This is a genomic window from Limosilactobacillus coleohominis 101-4-CHN (assembly GCF_000161935.1).
In the GTDB taxonomy this organism is placed as follows: Bacteria; Bacillota; Bacilli; order Lactobacillales; family Lactobacillaceae; genus Limosilactobacillus; species Limosilactobacillus coleohominis_A.
Map to the genome: position 1 here is coordinate 180,879 of NZ_GG698804.1, position 19,255 is coordinate 200,133.

A 19,255-nucleotide genomic window follows, 5' to 3' on the forward strand; every position below is an offset into this window, starting at 1 on the left:
TTCACCAAATTTCAAATCTTTTGCCATAAATTTTCACCTCATTATAAGAAAAGCTAATTTGCTAATGAATTAATCAACAACCGCAACTAAGTCCTTATCATGAACAACTAAGTACTTATCGCCCTGGTATTCAACTTCATTGCCAGCGTACTTATCAAAGAGGACCGTTTCGCCAACCTTAACACTAACTGGCACCTTTGTCCCATTATCAAGAACTCGACCATCACCAACAGCGATGACTTCACCAGTAGTTGGCTTATCCTTAGCGTTAGAAGCTAAAACAATGCCCCCAACAGTTTCTTCTTTTTCCTCTGCGGCCTTCAGAACCACGCGATCTCCTAATGGCTTTAACACGTTAATCCCTCCAAATATCATTAATTTCTGTAATCATTTAGCACTATTTAGTAGTGAGTGTTAGCACTTAAACGTCCTAAGTGCTAACTACATTTATTAGTATAACATCATCTTGCCTAATTACAACTAAAAAGTTTGACCTTTTTTGACTAATCCAACTTATGGTTGCAAAAAAGCCGGGCAAAACCCGGCAATTCTTGTTTTATTCGTCTTGTCCATTAAGATGATTACTTTCAATAAAGTAAATTAATGTTTGGAGTTCGTTCGTAAAGTCAATATTTTGGACTTGCACATTATCCGGCACTGACAAACGAACTGGCGAGAAGTTTAAAATTCCGTGAACACCTACCTCAACTAAATCGTCCGTGACTGATTGCGCTTGGGAGGCAGGAACCGTCAAAATTACCACATCAATTTGTTGTTCCTTAATCTGTTTTTTCAGCTCGTTAGCTGGGTAGACCGGAATACCACTCTTAATGGTGTTGGCTAAGGCTGGTTTAGGGTCAAAAGCAGCACTTATCCGCAGATTAGTACTTTGGTGGAAGTTGTAGTTCATTAAAGCACTCCCCAAACTACCGACCCCAACTAGCGCTACACTGGTGAGCTTGTCCTGGTTCAAAATTCCCTTAAAAAACTTAATAAGACTCTCAACATCATACCCATATCCACGTTTCCCCAACTCGCCAAAGTATGAAAAATCACGTCGAATGGTTGCCGAGTCAACTTGAACCGCCTCTGAAAGCTCCGTCGATGATACGCGACGTTTATTAGCATTTAGCAAAGCATTTAGATACCGACAGTATACTGGTAAACGCTTGGCTGTTGCCCGCGGGATTTTACGCGTTGGCATAACCAAATTCCTCCATTCAATTTATAACGTTTGTGAATTAACCTACTTGATATTCTAGCAACTTATTCTAACTTTGTGAACCTTTTTGCAAGAAAAGATCCATTTAGTAGTTACTGCTTTTTTATGCTAAAATCGTTTTAGAATACTATTAATACTGAAATTAAACGAGGTTACGGAATGATATTACTCCAAGCAAACCATGTCGAACGTCGCTTCGGTGCTGACGTTTTATTTCACAATGTGAATATGCAAATTAACGAGCATAGCCGAACTGCCCTTGTGGGTAGAAACGGCGCCGGTAAAACGACCCTGCTGAAAATGATTGCCGGCATTACGGAGCCAGATGAAGGAACAATTTCAAAAGCTCATCACCTTACCATTGGGTACTTAGCTCAAGACCAGGGATTAGATTCACAAAACACAATCTGGGATGAATTGGATTCGGTATTCACACCATTACATAAAATGGAAGCTGAAATTCACCAACTAGAGGAACAATTAGCGACATTGGATAGTACTACTGATCAATACCAGCATGTTATCCAACAATATGACGACCTCCAAACCACCTTTAAGGAGCGCGGTGGCTTTGAATATGCATCTAAAATGCGGGGTGTGCTAACTGGGTTTGGGTTTGATTCCTCAATGTATGAGTTACCCATCAACTCACTCTCCGGAGGGCAAAAAACTAAGCTGGCCCTTGCCAAAATTCTTTTACAAGCACCTGACCTATTAATCCTAGATGAACCAACGAATCATTTAGACATGAATGTTTTGAGCTGGTTAGAAGACTACCTCCATGGTTATGCCGGTTCCGTGCTGGTAGTTTCGCATGACCGTTACTTTCTCGATCGCGTGGTTAACCAAGTCTACGATTTAGAAAATCAAACTCTAACTCGTTATTCTGGTAACTATTCACAATTTACTAAAGAAAAGACGGCCCGTGTCCAAGCTGAACAAAAACACTACGATCAGCAACAAAAAGAGATCGCGAAACTGGAAGACTTTGTTAATAAAAATCTTGTCCGTGCTTCCACCACTAAACGTGCCCAAGCACGCCAAAAACAGCTAGACAAAATGGAACGACTAGACCGACCAACAGTTGATGACCGTTCAATCCATTTTGCGTTTCACTCCGCTAAGGACAGTGGGAACGAAGTCTTGGACGTTCAAGAACTCAAGGTTGGCTATCAAGAGCATGTTCTCGCTGGGCCATTAAGTTTTCAAGAACGACGGAAACAGCGGATTGGCATTATTGGACCAAACGGAATTGGTAAATCCACCCTTCTCAAAACTATTTTGCACAAACTGCCCGCAATTAGCGGTACGATTAAATTAGGCGCTAACCTTGATATTGGTTACTACGACCAGGAGCAGCAACAACTGCATCCTAATAAAACAGTATTAGATGAAGTCTGGGATGATCACCCGGAAGTTCCCGAAACGGAAATCCGTTCCTTGTTAGGCAGCTTCTTGTTTGTTGGAGATGACGTTTTTAAAACCGTTCATGAGTTAAGTGGTGGGCAAAAGGCCCGGTTAGAGTTAACCAAGCTCTCATTTCAACCAATTAACTTCTTAATTCTAGATGAACCAACCAACCACTTAGATATCGATAGCCGGGAAGTTCTTGAAACCGCCATTAACGAATTTTCGGGAACCGTTCTCTTTGTATCTCATGATCGTTACTTTTTGAACCAAGTGGCAACTGACATTTTGGATATGTCCGCAACGGGGATTCAACATTACTCAGGAAATTACGATAGTTTTCTTGAACAAACAGCAAAACCAGTAGAATCAGTAACCATCTCAAAAAAAGCTGCAACTAAAAAGCATTCCTCAAAATCTACGGGTCAGCAAAACTATCAAGCTAGTAAGCAAGAACAACGTGCCCGCCGTAAATTGGAACGAGAGGTTTCCAAATGGGAAACTACGTTGGATCAACTGCAAGCGCAGCACGATCAAATCGAGCAACAAATGAGTGATCCCGAAATTGCCACCGACATTGCAAAGCTAAGTGATTTGCAAAAAGAACTTGAACAATGCCAGACTGAAATGGATCAAGCTGAGGAAAATTGGACAAGTGCAGCTGAACAACTCGAAGAATTTAATCAATAATTATCCACCTAAAGAAACGGCCCAGAGTGCCAAAAGCACTCTGAGCCGTTTCTTGCATACATCATTAAATTAATAATTAACCTTCACTACTTCACCCGCACTAATAACTTTCATTCCAGATGGTTGTTGAACAATCAATTCGCCATCTTTAGCAATTCCCTTAACAACTCCTGTAACTGTACCGTCCGCTAATTGTAAGGTAACCTCTTGGTTCATTAAAATCAAACGTTGCTGATACTCATTAATAAATTGTTTGGTTTGGTAGGTCAACTTAGTTTTCCAAACTGCCTTGATTATGTCAGCCGCTAATCTGTTTCGATCTACTTCCTGCTGAGCAATACTGCCGGCCTTTGCTTGAAGCTGTGCTGGAAAATTAGCCGTCGTTAAGTTAATTCCTAAACCAACAATCCATTTGGCTGACTGACCTTCCAGAATTGATTCCACCAAGATTCCTGCCACTTTTTTCTTATTCAGCAAAATATCATTAACCCATTTCACCATAAACCTTTTTGTCGGATAAAATTTCTCCAATACCTGAGTAATCGCTACCGCTAACCCGGTTGTAAATAGGCCAGCATGTGGTAATTCATCAGTGATAATTTGTGGTAATAAAACACTTAAATATAATCCAGAGTTTTGTGGCGAATAAAATGACCGCTTTTCTTTCCCATAACCGGTCGTTTGCATTTCTGCAAGGACTGCTGTTGGACGCTGGTCATCAAGACGTTTGGCAACATTTTGCGTCGAGTCAACCTGTTCTTGGACGTAAACATTTCCCGGGAAATCATCTCCCAAAAATTGCTTAATTACTTCTTCTTCGAGTTTCATTTCCCGCTCCTTATTGTTATGAAATATAAAATAAAACTCCATGCCCCTTCGACAAAGAGCAATGGAGTTTTGTTAAAAAACTATTTTTCGTCTGGGGTAAGTTGAATTAGCAAGTCTTGACTATCCATGACCGCCCCTTCACTAGCATAAATTTTGGCCACTTGACCACTAAACGATGCCTTAATCGTGGTTTCCATCTTCATGGCCTCCGTCACAATCAATGAATCACCTTTTTGAACATGATCGCCTTCCTTAACGAGGATTTCGACCACAGTTCCGTTCAATGGCATTCCAATTTGTCCTGGATCACTTGGATCTGCCTTTGGAACCTTAACTTTGGCATCCGCATGTGTTTGATCCTCAACTGGTAATTCAACCTGTTCACCATCAACTGCAAAGAAGAGGTGCCGGTTACCATCAACATCGACATCTGAAATGGAGTCTAAGCGAAGAATTTCGGTCTTCCCAGGTGCTAAGTGCACGTGAACCGTTTCGCCCGGCCGCATCCCTTGATAGAACGTATTCGTATCTAATACGCTGATCTTTCCATACTGTTGATGGCGTTTGAAGTAATCCATAAAGACATCTGGATAAAGAACGTAGGATAATACCTCTTCTTCACTCGGCTGCCGACCAATCTTCTGGGCTAAATCAGCAGATTCCTTAGTAAAGTCAACTGGCTTTGCTAAACTCCCTGGACGCACCGTAATTGCTGGCTGACCCTTTAAGACAACCTTTTGTAATTCCTTTGGGAAGCCCCCATAAGGTTGACCTAGATCACCAGCAAAGAAGTTAACAACTGACTCAGGGAAATCTAGCGTCGCGCCCCGTTCCAGAATATTGTCGGCCGTTAAATTATTTTGAATCATGAAAATAGCAAGATCACCAACCACCTTGGAACTTGGGGTAACTTTAACGATATCCCCGAGGAGCTGGTTGACTACCCGGTACATTCGCTTAACCTGTTCAAAGTCGTCAATTCCGAGTGATTTTGCTTGTTGCTGCAGGTTGGAATATTGTCCACCTGGCATTTCAGTTTCATAAATATCTGGTAGCGGCGCATCAATTCCATTGGCAAAGTCCTTATACAGTGGTCGGATACCAGCCCAATATTGGTTAATCTTCTCAACATGATCAATATTCAATTCGGGTTGCCGATCATTTCCTTCCAAGCTGTAGTAAAAGCTACTCATGCTTGGCTGGCTCGTAGTACTTGACAGGGCACTCATTGCAACATCAACCACATCAACGCCTGCTCGGGTTGCTTGATCATAAGTGGCAACTCCATTCCCAGTTGTATCGTGCGTGTGCAAATGAACTGGCACATCAAACTTAGCCTTTAGTTCCCCAACTAATTCGTAAGCTGCATATGGCTTGAGCAAGCCTGCCATATCTTTGATTCCCAAGATTTGAGCACCCGCATCAACCAACTGACCCGCTAATTGCTTGTAGTAATCTAGCGTATACTTCGTTTCATGGGGGCTCAATAAATCACCCGTGTAACACATGGTACCTTCAGCAATCTTCCCAGTCTGACGAACATAGTCAATGCTTTTTTGCATTTGTTCAGCCCAGTTCAAACTATCAAAGATTCTAAAGACATCGACGCCATCTTCCGCGCTGCGATCAATGAATTTCTTTAAAACATTGTCCGGGTAATTCTTATATCCAACTGCATTCGACCCCCGTAAAAGCATTTGCAACATTGTATGTGGCATTCGTTGACGGAGCATCTTTAGCCGTTTCCAAGGATCTTCCCCAAGGAACCGGTAGGCAACATCAAAAGTTGCACCACCCCAAGTTTCTGCAGAAAAGACATTTGGCAATGCCCGGTCGTACACGTCCGCTACCGGCAACATATCATGGGTCCGCATTCGGGTAGCAAAGAGGCTTTGATGAGCATCCCGCATTGAGGTATCAGTTAACAATACCAACTTTTGGTTTTTAACCCATTCCATGGCAGCAGCTGCCCCATCACGATCAAGAATCGTTTTGGCATTCACGATTGGTAATAAACTATCAGCATTAAGGTCATGGCCATGTAACTTAACGTTCGCCGCATGGACCTGCTTTTGCCGTTGGACACAATTAAATCCATTGACCGTTACATCACCAACATAATTAAGTAATTGCTGTTGGGTATCTGGCTGATGATCGAATTTAAATAACGATGGTGTTTGATCAATAAACGCCGTGTGAGCTTCTCCCTTTTGGAAGACCGGGTTCTTCAAAACATTCAACATAAATGGAATGTTCGTCTTAACCCCACGAATCTGAAATTCATTCAGAACCCGGATCATCTTTTCCACAGTGTTATGGAAAGTCCGAGCATGAACACATGCTTTAACCAACAGTGAGTCAAAATATGGCGTCACAACAGCACCAGCATAGGTGTTTCCACCATCGAGCCGCACTCCATTACCACCTGGAGAACGGTAAGTTAAGATCCGTCCTGTATCTGGCATGAAATTATTTTCTGGATCTTCAGTAGTCACCCGACATTGGATCGCATAGCCGTTCATCGTTAACTCATCTTGTGCTGGTAAATGCAGGTCTTGATGGAGATCCGCACCAGCCGCAATGCGAATTTGGGAACGAACAATATCAACCCCCGTGATTAATTCAGTGACGGTGTGTTCAACCTGAATTCGTGGGTTAACTTCAATGAAGTAAAAGTTATCCTTAGTAACTAGGAATTCTACGGTCCCGGCATTTTGATAGTGAACACCCTTCATTAAACGAACCGCAGCATCGCAAATTTCTTTTCGCCGCTGGCTATCCAACGCCAAACTAGGCGCAAATTCAATTACCTTTTGGTTCCGCCGCTGAACTGAACAATCCCGTTCAAAGAGGTGCATCACATGACCATGTTCATCGGCCAAAATTTGTACTTCAATGTGCTTAGGGTTTTCCAAGTATTTTTCAACATAAAGTTCATCATCACCAAATGACGCCTTGGCTTCACTGCGTGCCCGATTGTAAGCCGTCTTTAGGTCTTCATCATCCTTAACAATTCGCATACCACGGCCGCCGCCACCCATCGCTGCTTTGATCATGATTGGGTAACCATGGGTATGCGCAAAATCAGCCATCTCCTGCATTGACTTCACTGGCTCATTAATTCCTGGAATAGTTTGCAAGCCATTCTTTTCGGCCACTTCCTTCGCCGTGATCTTATCACCAAAGATCTTCAACTGCTCAACCGTTGGGCCAATAAAGGTAATGCCATTTTGCGCACACTTTTCCGCAAATTCTTCATTTTCGGCTAAAAAACCATATCCTGGGTGAATGGCATCCGCACCCGTTTGCTTAGCAACCCGAATAATATCATCCATATCCAGGTACGCATCAATTGGCTTCTTGCCCGCGCCAATTTGATAAGCTTCATCGGCCCGAAAACGGTGTACACCGTACTCATCTTCCTTCGCGTAGACCGCTACGGTTTGCAAACCAAGTTCGTGACACGCACGAATGATGCGGATCGCAATTTCACCACGATTGGCAATTAATACCTTCTTCAAATTTTCCACCGCCTTAAATAACGAACATCTTTCCTACTTCACTGCTTAATCATACCATAATCTGCGTTTAACAGGACTGAAAAATGAGAAATTGATTAAAAAGGGCAGGGCGAATTATCTTCACCCTGCTCATCAATCGCTAATTATTCTTTTTTATTAACTGGAAATGATAATCCCGGTACCGCATTTAAATCATTACCTGCACGATCGCCATGGCGATAAGCAACTTCGGCCGCCGCACCAATCATTGCCGCATTATCACCACAATATTTCAACGGTGCTTGCAGCATTGTTACATCTGGGAAATTCTTATGCATCTCATTCTTTAATCGTTCACGTAATCCTTGGTTAGCCGCAACCCCACCAGCTAAAATTAATTGTTTAACTGGATATTCACCTAATGCCCGTAGCGTTTTTTCTGTCAGTACGTCAACCACACTCTGTTGAAAACTGGCAGCTAAATCATACTTATTTAACTGTTCACCACGTTGATCAGCATTATGACATGTATTGATGAACGCACTCTTTAATCCAGAAAAACTAAAGTCTAGATTAGCTTCCTTTTCCATGGCTCGTGGGAAATGGAAAGTATCTTGTCCCTGATGTGCCCATTCGTCGATGGTCTTTCCTGCTGGATAGTTAACTCCCAACACCCGACCAATTTTATCATAAGCTTCACCAGCAGCATCATCTCTAGTTTCACCAATAATCTCGTATTCATGTTCACTAGGCATATAAACTAATTCTGTATGGCCACCAGAAACTAATAACGCCATTTGAGGAAACTGAAATTCACCCACAAACCGTGCCGCATAAATGTGCCCCTCCATATGATTAATTGGCACAAGTGGTAAGTGATGAGCCCACGCCACCGTTTTAGCTGCCGTAACCCCAATTAATAGGGAACCCACTAATCCGGGACCGTATGTGACCGCAACCGCATCTAAATCTTGATAATCCACTTGAGCCGTTTCTAAAGCCTGGTGAATGCATCGGGTAATCCACTCAATGTGATGGCGACTAGCCACTTCTGGGACGACCCCACCGAAACGTTGATGGCTTTGGATTTGTGTGGCGACAATGTTAGATAATATTTCAACCCCATTTTTAACAACTGCAACACTAGTTTCGTCACAACTCGACTCAAAGGCTAAAATAAGCGTATCTTTTGCCATTGGTTACTTTCCTTCTCTTTCTAATTTCTTTAACATATCAAATGCATCTTCACCATTATCTCGATAGTAGCGTGCGCGAGTCTGGGTTTGGTGAAAGCCAATCTCCCGATACAAGCGTTGGGCCTGCCGATTGGATCGTCGCACTTCCAAGCTCATACTTACAAAGTGATCTGCTTGTGCCTTTCTTTCAATTTCACTCAATAAAAAAGTTCCCAGCCCTTGATGTTGCCAAGCAGGTAATACACCAAAATTTGTGATATGAACATCCTGTGTATAGGCATTAAAGGCAGCACCGATAAATCCCACCAATTGTTTAGAATCACCGTCAATTAACAATAAATAAAGAGTATTGGGTCGACTCAAATCAATTTTAAAGGCCATTTTATTCCATGGCGTTCGTCCATAAATCTCCTTTTCGACCTCTAAAAGTTGTGGAATATCAAGCAACTGCCCCCTGACAAGTCGATACCGTTGCCGATTAATAACGACATTATGATCTTGATAATGGACCGGTTTGCCATTCACATCATCGAGAAAACCTGCAAACCAGCGACTAAACTTCTTGAACATAGTTAGCGTCACTATGCTTTCCCGGATGTTGCTTTAACCAGTTTACTTCTGCTTCGGTTATCCGTAAGTAATTTGGCACAAAATCATCAATATTATCAACTACTGCCGCTTGTTCACCGAGACGGGCTAATTGCTGCGTGGATGGCATCGCATACGTTTGCGGCAATAACTGGATGTTAGCTGGTAGTTCGACCTCTTCTGCACTGATTTTTTTTGTCAGTTCGCCAACTAAGTAGCCACTCTGACCACGTTCAATTACCGCCTCGATCAATTGGCGATAGCCAATATGTTGTTCAGGGATGACATTGGTTAACTGGCCATTCTGATATTGGTAACCACCAGCAAACACATTTCCCCGCCGCGCATCCATAAATGGAATAATCAGTTGGTTAGTAATGGGAGGAACATTCGCAGCGATGACCTTCAAACTCGAAACCCCAACCAGATCTTTGCCTAAGGTCATTGCTAACGTTTTGGCAGTCGTTACCGCGATTCGCACCCCAGTATACGAACCGGGCCCCTTAGCAACAACAATTCGATCAATATCACTCGGTTGCCAACCGACTTTGGTAAAAAGATCATTGATTGCGGGCAAAACATAAACGCTATGGTTGCGCACCATATTCAATGTAATTGTAGCCTTTAATTGGTCATCCTCAACAAGTGCAACACTCATGGGATGATTAGAAGTGTCAAGAGCGAGTATTTTCATCTTTCTCCGTCCTTTCATACAGTAAGTATCTTACCATATTCGTCAAGTCAGCTCAGTTAGTTTCAATATAAAAGCGGTGACTGGTTTATTCCCAGTCACCGCTGATTTATTTAATTCCGGTCATCGTAACCCTTTGGATGGGTTGAATGCCACTTCCAAGCCGTGGCAATAATATCATGAACATCATCATATTGTGGTTTCCAGCCCAGTACACTGCGGGCCTTATCACTAGCTGCAATTAATGAGTCTGGATCCCCTGGCCGTCGGGCTGCAATCTTGGCTGGAATTTCTTTGCCAGTTACTTCCCGAGCTGCTTCTAGCATTTGCTTGTTCGAGAACCCAGTTGAAGAACCAAGGTTAAATGCATTAGATTGATTATTATCTTCCAAATACTTCAGTGCCAAAATGTGCGCATCCGCCAAATCCATTACGTGGACGTAATCACGAACGTTAGTCCCATCAGGAGTATTATAATCATCACCAAAAATACTTAATTCTGGCCGCTTTCCTTGGGCAACTTGCATAATGATTGGAACCAAGTGGGTTTCTGGCCCGTGGTCTTCACCAATCGTGCCATCCGGAGCAGCCCCCGCGACGTTGAAGTAACGCAGCGCCACAAACTTAATGCCATAAGCTTTATCTGCCCAGGCCATCATATGTTCCATCATGAGCTTAGACAAACCATATGGATTAATTGGCTTTTGCGAATCCGTTTCTTTAATCGGCATATGCTCTGGAATACCATAAGTAGCGGCCGTCGAACTAAAGACGATGTACTTAATCCCAAAGTCGCGCATCGCTTCCAATAAAGTAATCATTCCACCGGTATTATTGTCAAAATACTTCAGTGGTTCACTCATGGATTCAGGAACAATTGAGAATGCCGCAAAATGGACAACTGCCTTAATATCCTCGTTTAAAAAGATGCGATCCAGAAAAGCCCGGTCACGGATGTCACCTTGATAAAACTTAGCTTGAGGATCAATTGCTTTCTTATGGCCAGTCGACAGATTATCTGCCACGACCACGTCTTCGCCATTTTCAACTAACCGTTTGACCATGTGTGAACCGATATAGCCGGCTCCACCACAAACCAAAATTGCCATCTTTGTTTGCCTCCATTTTTAATAAAAGTTTACTAAAACTTTACTAGCATTATACCACGTTTTCATTTTAACAGAGATTTGATTTTAAATCTCTTGTAATTGGCTTCGTTCAATTTCGTGATCTAGGTATTCAAATAATAAGCCTTCACGGAGACCATTATTACTGAAACGAACTTCACGTAAATTAAGTTGTCTTAGTAACGCCATTAATGGTAAGAGCCCCCCTACGATCACATCCGCGCGGGAACTATTGATACCACGAATTGCAGCCCGTCCATTGCGGTCAGTTGCCAACAACTCATGCATCATTTGGTTTGCCTCACTGGTCTGCATCGTCAGCCCATGAACTGGCTGTACCGTTGCCGGATTCTCCGCCAATTTCCACCGGTACATTTTGGCTAATGCACGATTACTGCCGCCAAGCGCCACAACTTGCGTATGACGTGCCCGATTTAACCACCGCTGGGTCGACAGCATTTCATCAACCTTAATTGTTGCGTCATAAAGATCAGCTGCCTGAACCTGGTCATTTAACTGGTACTTTTGAGAAAGTGTCACTGAACCAATTGGTAAACTTACTAATTCTTCAGCCTGCCCTTGATCAACTAAGATCATTTCCATACTGGCACCACCCGTATCAAGGATTAGGCCATTATCGATGGGTAAAGTACGGGAAACTCCTACATAATCTAAGTAGGCTTCTCGTTCCCCCGAAAGAATTGTAAAACGGATGTCGAGCTCATTTTCGACCCGGTGTAAGAATTCTGCCTGATTAACCGCCTGCCGCACGGCAGCAGTAGCAACCGCAATTAACCGCACATTCTTCAGTTCTGCACAAATATTTTTAAACCGGGTTAACGTTGCAATGGTTCGCTCCATTGGCTCCGGTTTGAGAACCTTTTCTGGTCCCATATTTTCTGATAAACGAACGTACTCTTTTTCATAACGGACTAATTCTGTCCGCTGATTTTCAAAAATACGGGTAATTCGTAAACGACAAGAATTTGATCCCAGATCAATAATTGCTAAGTTAATACTCATCGGCTACTCCTTTTCATTGGTCGCAGGCTTGTTTAACCGCAGACCAGAAACGTGCTTAGTTAAAGTTTCAAAAACGTTACTAAAATGCTTTTTGTTTTTGCGTTCATGCTTTTCTTCTTTACGTAGTGCTGTGGCCTCATCCATAAAGAATTGTTGCGAGTTTACTGGTTTTTGACCATCTGGATGCATTTTGACATAGTGATTGCCCACTAATCGCCAAGCTTTAGTATTATCATGCCACATTTCGTGAAAAATACTAATTGCCCGGGCTTTCGTATCATCCTCCGTTACCGGGAATAATTCTTCTACCCGTCGATTTAGATTTCTCGTCATCATATCAGCACTCGCCAAATATATTTCCTCATGGTCGTTTCCGCTAAAGTAATAAATTCGGGAGTGTTCCAGGAACCGCCCCACAATTGAATGAACTTGAATGTTACCATGCAATTCTGGTAAATCATTTCGTAAACAGGTAATCCCACGAACAATTAACCGAATCTGCACTCCCGCAGCCGCCGCTTCATATAGGTGAGCAATAATCTGCTTATCGGACAGGGAATTCATTTTCATCCCAATCAATGCAGGGTTACCACTTTGCGCAATTTTTATTTGCTGATCAATTTTCTCGTTAATAAAGTCCCGAATTCCGTTTGGTGACACATGCAATTTATGGAAATACTTTGGTCGTGCAAAGCCAGAAAGCATATTAAAGAGGTTCGTCATATCACTACCTAATTCATAGTCACAGGTAAGTACCCCCATATCAGTATAGAAATGGGCAGTAACATCATTATAATTTCCCGTTCCTAAATGCATGTAGCGTCGTAAACCATCTTCATCCCGGCGAATAACTAACGCTAATTTACAGTGCGTCTTTAACCCCGCCAGTCCATAGATAACGTGGCACCCCATTTGCTCCAGTCGGCGTGCCCAGCGGACATTATTCTTTTCGTCAAACCGCGCCTTAACTTCGACCAAAACAGTTACTTGTTTTCCACGTTGGGCTGCCATACCAAGATACTTGATAATCGGCGAATTTCCTGATACCCGATAAAGAGTCATTTTAATCGCTAAGGTTGCATCATCCAACGCCGCTTGATGGATAAAGTTGACCACCGCTTGAAAATCGTCATATGGATGCTGCATTAAATAGTCTTTCTGCCGAATCGCATCGAAAATATTATGATCCATGTCCAAAATTGGGTTCAAATATGGTTTAAATGGCGAATAACGTAAATCATCATGGCCATCGACCATCCCAGATAATTTTTTCAGAAAACTTAAATCAACCGGACCATCCACCCGGTAAATGGCATTCTCAGCCACGTGTAAATTTTCGCATAAGCGCTCTTCTAACCAATGGTCAAAGTGATTGCCAATTTCGAGTCGCATTACTTGACCATGTTCACGGGCACGTAACTGGTGTTGAACAGACCGCAACAAATCAGACGTATCCTCTTCGGCTACATCTAAATCCATGTCCCGCATTACGCGATACGTGCCACTGGCATCAATTTTGTATCCGGGAAACAATACTGCCATAAATTCCTGAATCAGATCATCGATTAATACAAAATGATTCTTTTCCGGTAATTTTACTAACCGCTTATAGATACTTGGTACCCGGATTGTTGCAAACTTATTGCCATGGTGCTGGCGGTCTTCATGCGGTTCGGGAGTTTGCCCTGCCACTTCTTGGTCACCCTCCAAAACCGGATCGTTTGCCGGTTTTCCATGCTTTTTTCGGTGAAGTTTTACCGCAATATTTAATGACCCATTATTAATAAATGGGAAGGGGCGGGAAGCATCATCCGCCATAGGTGTCAACACCGGCAATAATTCATCATTAAAATACCGGCGGGTGAATTCATAATCCCGCTCTGGTAAGTCTCGCTCACGGAGAATTTGAATATCATGGCGAGCTAGTTCAGTCAACACATGCTCGTTATATACCCGGTAGCGACGTTCAACCATCTGGTGTTCCTTGTCATTAACAGCTTCCAGCTGCTCTTCTGGCGTCATTCCAGAAGCGTCAGTTGTCGTAACTTTGGCTGCAGATAACTTATGCAAAGAAGCAACCCGAACCATGAAGAACTCATCCACATTACTTTGGGTAATTCCAACAAAGTTCGCTTGTTCCAACAATGGATTATGTGGGTCTAATGCTTCATCAAGCACGCGACCGTTAAAATCAATCCACGATAGTTCACGGTTAACGTAGTTCGTTGGTTTATAGAAGTCTTTATACATCGCTTAATCCCTCCCCACAATTATTAATTTAGGATGCAGTCCATATACTTCAGCGAATAACTGATTTTTTCGCTCAAACGCCCACTGCTCCAAGACTAAATCATCAGTAGTTTTAACTTTAATCTGCAAATCATCCCCAACTAGTGCTAAATGAACTTGGAGAATCTTTTGCAATCGTGAATCGTCTAAAGAATCCGCTACCCGTAAAATCGCTGCTAATTGGGCAACCGGTAATTGAATTTCACTATCCAAGTGCATATAGTGCGGCTGACTAACTTCTGGCGTTTCAGAACTGTGGTACCGTGAAACTTCAGCAATCACTTCATTGTCTTGACTCGATAAACCAATTAACGGGTTGGCTTCTAGAATATACGCTGAATGGCGATAGTGACCTTGCGGGTTAATAAAGTTACCAATATCATCAACCTTACATGCCACCTCCAGTAACAAACGATAATGGTCATCTAAGCGGTGAATTGGCTTTAGTGCATCATACAACTGCATTGCAACTGCGGTCACAAACCGTTTATGGCTGGAATCAGCACCATAGCGAATTGCGAGATTATCGGCAGCCGTTTTAACCATTTTAATAACTACTTCGGGATGTGCACGGGTAACCTCTAATCCATCAAGCACTGAAACGTCCGTCACATAAACTTTCTTGACATTCAATAACCGCATCATTTGACGAACAATCAAATAGGTTGGTAAGACCCAGTTAACACTCTGTTCATCAACATCATAGTGATGAATAATGTATTGATCCGAAGCGTTCAGTAAATGTTGATACCGTTTATGAAATTCCTTGTGAGGAACCTTCTCAACATGCTTTTCAGCTGGTAAGTACCGTTCTGCTAACGTTTCGGCACCTTGAATTAACATTGTCGACTCTTCATTATTTTTCAGTTCTGGTACTAAGTACTCTAGCTTTGAACTAATGTAATCTAAAATAATGTCACTAGGTGTGGCAGCAGTTTGCCGTAAATTATTAACCAATTGACTAAGGCGCGCTTTCCCCAAATCGATTTCCCAAGAACGAGTATACTTGCCTTTTTTGTAATAAGCTAAATTACTAGTGTTAAGGCCAATATTTAAGACGTACCCCGTTAACTGTTTCTTCTCAATCTCTTCGTGTTCGACAACTTGATCAACCGCTGCTAGAACATTAGCTAGTGTTTGATCCTTGTTTAACCACTTAATTTTTAATCCAGTACGCACATAAATTTGATTTGCAACATACTTTCCCGTAACTAGATCAATATCCGTCAATGCCCCGTATAGATAATAATTAGTTACTTGGTAGTCCGCCAGTAACCGTTTAAAGCCCAGTAGATTATTCGCAATGGCAGAAATATTTTCCGCATAATTCGCAATTGCTTGCTGTCCGACGTGTAAAGATCCAGACCGGGCTTCATTGACAACTTGATGCTTATCTAGATCAATGATTCTTAAGGTTAACCGATCGGGTTTTAAGAAGATTAGTCCCAATAATCCTTTTTCCACAGCAAACGCCCCTTTACTTCTCCTTATTACTATTTCAGAATACCACGGACCATACAAAAAAGGGAGTGGGACAGAACTAGCTTGTCTAGTTCGTCTTCCCACCCCCGCAAGGATGGCTAGGTGGTTCAAATACTGATTTATCAGTGTTTGAACTACCAGCCAGCTACTGCGCTATGGCATTTTCAACTTTAAAATAGAGAAAAGAGGTTAATCTCATTCCAACCCCCTTTTAAATTCTTTACCGCCATTTAATCGTTGCCGTAGCACACTTTTGAGTCCCCACCCAAATCTGATGCTGGGTCGTCCATTCATGTGCATTATTTTCTATGGTAATGGCCATACTGTTGACCTCTGTCTGCGGACGAACTTCATGCTCATAATTCATCCGAATCTCCATAATTTGGTGTTTCAGCAAGAAATCATGATCCAATGTATCAAGCATCCAATCAAAATACCGGGCATTATTCACATGACCATTATAATCAATATCAAAATAACGAACCTGATAGTGATTTTCTCGCCATTCATCGGTTGCCTCTACTTTATCTGGGCGGGCCACCTTTGGCAAGCGCAGGGTGCTGGCCGCTTCATATGGAGTCATAATTGCTTCTGGAATTTTAGCCATTCGCCGTTTGCTTAAATCCATATAAACAAAGAGGCCGTTCACCGTCCCAATAATTTGCTCATGATAATCTCTGATCACAAATTGGCGAACCACAAAGTATTTATTATAAGCAACAATTGCAGTTTCAAATTTGATCTGTTCATTTTCTTTCGGCCATTCTCGTTGAAAATGTCCTTCATAATCAATGATCACCCAGCCGCCGCCAAGCTCTTTGGTGACGTGTTCATCCACCCCTAACTGAGCATTCTGCTTTTCAGAGGCTAAGATCATCAATGCCACTAGCATACTCAAGCTAAGATGACCACTGGGATCACATTCATAGTAATTAACTTGATGCTCAAGGATAAATTTTTGTCCTGCCATAATAACTCCTAAAACTGGTGATACTGTTTATATAACACTTGTCGTTTAATTCCTAACCGTTTTGCTACCAATTTAATGGCAGCATTCGTACTAAGTCCATTAGCTACTTCTTGGTCAACCTGTTCAGTTGGCGTCCCCTGCGGTTGTTCCTGAGACTGTTCAATTGGTTGATCATTACCGGCCACTAGAATTACGAATTCACCCCGAACCTGATTAGTGTCAGTCCACTCGATAGCTTCAGCAAGAGAACCGCGAATAAACTCTTCATAACGCTTGGTTAACTCCCGTGCTAAAACCACCTGCCGTTCCATTCCCAAAACTTCTGCCATGGTTTTCAAAGTTTTTTTCAGTCGGTGGGGTGCTTCGTAAAAAATCATTGTTTCACGATGCATTTGCAGTTGTTTTAACTGGCGGATTTGTTGCTGGTGTTTGCGCTCTAAAAAACCATAAAAAGTAAATGGCTGCGGACTCAGACCTGATGCAATTAATGCCGTTATCCCAGCATTAGCCCCCGGAAGTGGTACAACAGGGATATCTGCGTGCACACAGGCAGCCACTAATTCCTTTCCCGGATCAGAAATAGACGGCATTCCAGCATCACTACACTGGGCAATTACCTGCCCCGCCTTTAATTTTTCAATTAACTGAGGAATTCGTTCTGCCGTATTATGTTCATGAAACGAAATCGTAGGGGTGTGAATATCAAAATGATTGAGTAAGATTTGCGTATGCCGAGTATCTTCGGCAGCAATTAGGTCGACTGCCGTCAAAGTCTTAATTGCTCGCATGGTCATATCGTCTAAATTACCAATTGGCGTTGGTACCAAATACAGTTTTCCAGCGTTTTCGCGAAAACTCGACATTGTTTGCATTATCACTTACTCCTTAATTATGCCGCCCATAAATAGCATCTAAACAAAACGTACAAGATTCATTTGGCTCCAAGCGTTTCCCATACATGTCATTACAAACATGAAAGCCTTCCTGATAGAGCTTTTGCAACATTTTTCGTGACTCAGAAAGACCTTCTTCTTGTTTTTGAACATGTTTATCCGCAATCACTTCGTGTAAATGTTCATTTTCAATCGTTAGCCGCGCATTTTCTGCTAAGACCTTAGTCATTCGGTCAGAAAGAATTTCAATGCTTTCCATCAAATCCTTAGTTTGTTGACTTAACCGGGCAAATTGCTCGTATATTTCGCTCTTATCAACTGGTTGTTTTTCCATGACAATTCACCTACCCATGTAACAACTTTAAGATCCGTAACGTTTGTTGTTCGGCCACGTTTTGAAAACTAATATTTTGTCCCAACATCTGATGAGCTTCAAGGGTCACTTGACTAGCCTGAATTAACTGATGCATCGAATACCGCTGGACACCATTAACAATGATTTGCTGCCATTGCTGAAAATACAATTGACCACTTTCTGCTGCCATTAATTTAGCAACTAGCCCATCGCGCCAGATTAACGCCATTAAATCCAGCATCAGTAATTGCTTTTCTCGTTCACTAGCAAGCCCCTTCATGACTGTTTGAATATCCACGAAAGCCACGGGATCTCCTTGAACTAATTCCTTAAACCATTGCACAACTGCGTCAATTGCTTTTGCCAACCAATCATCAGCTACCCATTGAGCTGCCTGTTCTGCTGAGTCTGTTAAACCTAAAATAATTGACCGTAAGTATTCCGGAATTTTTTGGTCATCCAGTAACTCCTGAGTAATTGCCTTAGCAAGCGGTTGTAATTCAATAATTTGGGTTCGGGATTGAATCGTGGGTAACACTGCATTTTTATTATTCGTTAATAAAAAGATGTAAGTGCCCGCACCAGGTTCCTCAATAAATTTAAGGAGACTATTCGCAGCACTAACGGTCATTTTATCGGCATCCTCAATAATGAAGACCTTTTTCTGGCCTTCCATCCCGGATTTGGTAAACTCCGCCTTTAAATGACGAATTTGATCAACTTTAATTTGCCGTCCTTCTGCAGTTGCGCGAACCACATCAGGGTGGTTTCCTGATAAAATCCGTTGACATTCATCACACGTAAAATCCGGCTGACCTGCTTGACGATGGGAACAAAAGATACTCAGTGTAAGCCACTGAGCTAATTCCTGCTTTCCAGAACCATTGGGGCCCACGAATAGATAAGCATGTGCTAATTCTCCATTACTAATAATGTGTTGAAACCGTTCAACAATCGCTGGCTGCAAATCCTGGGCTGTTAATGCTTGCATTCC

General features: G+C 42.3%; 16 protein-coding genes. 1 reads left to right on the top strand and 15 read right to left on the bottom strand.

Annotated elements, in window-relative coordinates:
* Positions 1–69: 69 nt before the first annotated feature.
* Positions 70–354 carry a co-chaperone GroES gene (gene groES / locus HMPREF0501_RS05990; RefSeq protein ID WP_006917015.1) on the bottom strand — a complete coding sequence of 95 codons (285 nt, stop codon included), beginning with the start codon at positions 352–354 and terminating at the stop codon, positions 70–72.
* A gap of 202 nt (positions 355–556) precedes the next feature.
* Positions 557–1,204 carry a redox-sensing transcriptional repressor Rex gene (locus HMPREF0501_RS05995; RefSeq protein WP_006917016.1) on the bottom strand — a complete coding sequence of 216 codons (648 nt, stop codon included), beginning with the start codon at positions 1,202–1,204 and terminating at the stop codon, positions 557–559.
* A 177-nt stretch (positions 1,205–1,381) separates the two neighbouring features.
* On the opposite strand from HMPREF0501_RS05995, the gene HMPREF0501_RS06000 reads away from it, so the two are divergent.
* The gene (locus tag HMPREF0501_RS06000; protein WP_006917017.1) at positions 1,382–3,319 is read left to right on the top strand and encodes an ABC-F family ATP-binding cassette domain-containing protein; all 1,938 of its coding nucleotides are present in this window, start codon (positions 1,382–1,384) and stop codon (positions 3,317–3,319) included.
* 69 nt (positions 3,320–3,388) lie between these two features.
* Here the strand turns inward: HMPREF0501_RS06000 and HMPREF0501_RS06005 are convergent, their stop codons facing one another.
* The 13 genes from HMPREF0501_RS06005 to holB all read right to left on the bottom strand — a co-directional run bounded on the left by HMPREF0501_RS06005 (position 3,389) and on the right by holB (position 19,252).
* Entirely contained in the window at positions 3,389–4,147 is a 759-nt protein-coding gene (locus HMPREF0501_RS06005) for a biotin--[acetyl-CoA-carboxylase] ligase (protein WP_050755762.1), read from the bottom strand.
* 80 nt (positions 4,148–4,227) lie between these two features.
* Positions 4,228–7,668 (bottom strand): pyruvate carboxylase, encoded by a 3,441-nt coding sequence (locus HMPREF0501_RS06010; protein ID WP_006917019.1) that lies wholly within the window; start codon positions 7,666–7,668, stop codon positions 4,228–4,230.
* Between the two features lie 143 nt (positions 7,669–7,811).
* Positions 7,812–8,843, bottom strand: a complete 1,032-nt coding sequence (tsaD, locus tag HMPREF0501_RS06015; RefSeq protein WP_006917020.1) for a tRNA (adenosine(37)-N6)-threonylcarbamoyltransferase complex transferase subunit TsaD — start codon at positions 8,841–8,843, stop codon at positions 7,812–7,814.
* Between the two features lie 3 nt (positions 8,844–8,846).
* Positions 8,847–9,413, bottom strand: coding sequence for a ribosomal protein S18-alanine N-acetyltransferase (rimI, locus tag HMPREF0501_RS06020; RefSeq protein ID WP_040456011.1), 567 nt, complete (start codon positions 9,411–9,413; stop codon positions 8,847–8,849).
* Positions 9,397–10,125 (bottom strand): tRNA (adenosine(37)-N6)-threonylcarbamoyltransferase complex dimerization subunit type 1 TsaB, encoded by a 729-nt coding sequence (tsaB, locus tag HMPREF0501_RS06025; protein WP_006917023.1) that lies wholly within the window; start codon positions 10,123–10,125, stop codon positions 9,397–9,399. Before tsaB ends, rimI begins: the two co-directional genes overlap by 17 nt.
* A 110-nt stretch (positions 10,126–10,235) precedes the next feature.
* Positions 10,236–11,231 (bottom strand): UDP-glucose 4-epimerase GalE, encoded by a 996-nt coding sequence (gene galE, locus HMPREF0501_RS06030; protein WP_006917024.1) that lies wholly within the window; start codon positions 11,229–11,231, stop codon positions 10,236–10,238.
* Positions 11,232–11,315: 84 nt separating this feature from the next.
* A complete protein-coding gene (locus HMPREF0501_RS06035) occupies positions 11,316–12,272 on the bottom strand; it encodes a Ppx/GppA family phosphatase (protein WP_006917025.1) in 957 nt (318 codons plus the stop codon).
* 3 nt (positions 12,273–12,275) lie between these two features.
* Entirely contained in the window at positions 12,276–14,522 is a 2,247-nt protein-coding gene (locus HMPREF0501_RS06040; RefSeq protein WP_006917026.1) for an RNA degradosome polyphosphate kinase, read from the bottom strand.
* Positions 14,523–14,525: 3 nt separating this feature from the next.
* The gene (locus HMPREF0501_RS06045; RefSeq protein ID WP_006917027.1) at positions 14,526–16,025 is read right to left on the bottom strand and encodes a hypothetical protein; all 1,500 of its coding nucleotides are present in this window, start codon (positions 16,023–16,025) and stop codon (positions 14,526–14,528) included.
* Positions 16,026–16,263: 238 nt separating this feature from the next.
* A complete protein-coding gene (locus HMPREF0501_RS06050; RefSeq protein WP_006917028.1) occupies positions 16,264–17,013 on the bottom strand; it encodes an acyl-[acyl-carrier-protein] thioesterase in 750 nt (249 codons plus the stop codon).
* Between the two features lie 8 nt (positions 17,014–17,021).
* Positions 17,022–17,885 (bottom strand): 16S rRNA (cytidine(1402)-2'-O)-methyltransferase, encoded by an 864-nt coding sequence (rsmI, locus tag HMPREF0501_RS06055; RefSeq protein ID WP_040456013.1) that lies wholly within the window; start codon positions 17,883–17,885, stop codon positions 17,022–17,024.
* A gap of 13 nt (positions 17,886–17,898) precedes the next feature.
* Positions 17,899–18,240, bottom strand: coding sequence for a DNA replication initiation control protein YabA (locus tag HMPREF0501_RS06060; RefSeq protein ID WP_006917030.1), 342 nt, complete (start codon positions 18,238–18,240; stop codon positions 17,899–17,901).
* 10 nt (positions 18,241–18,250) lie between these two features.
* Positions 18,251–19,252: a DNA polymerase III subunit delta' gene (gene holB / locus HMPREF0501_RS06065; protein WP_040456014.1), complete on the bottom strand. Its 1,002-nt coding sequence runs from the start codon at positions 19,250–19,252 to the stop codon at positions 18,251–18,253.
* Positions 19,253–19,255: the final 3 nt, after the last annotated feature.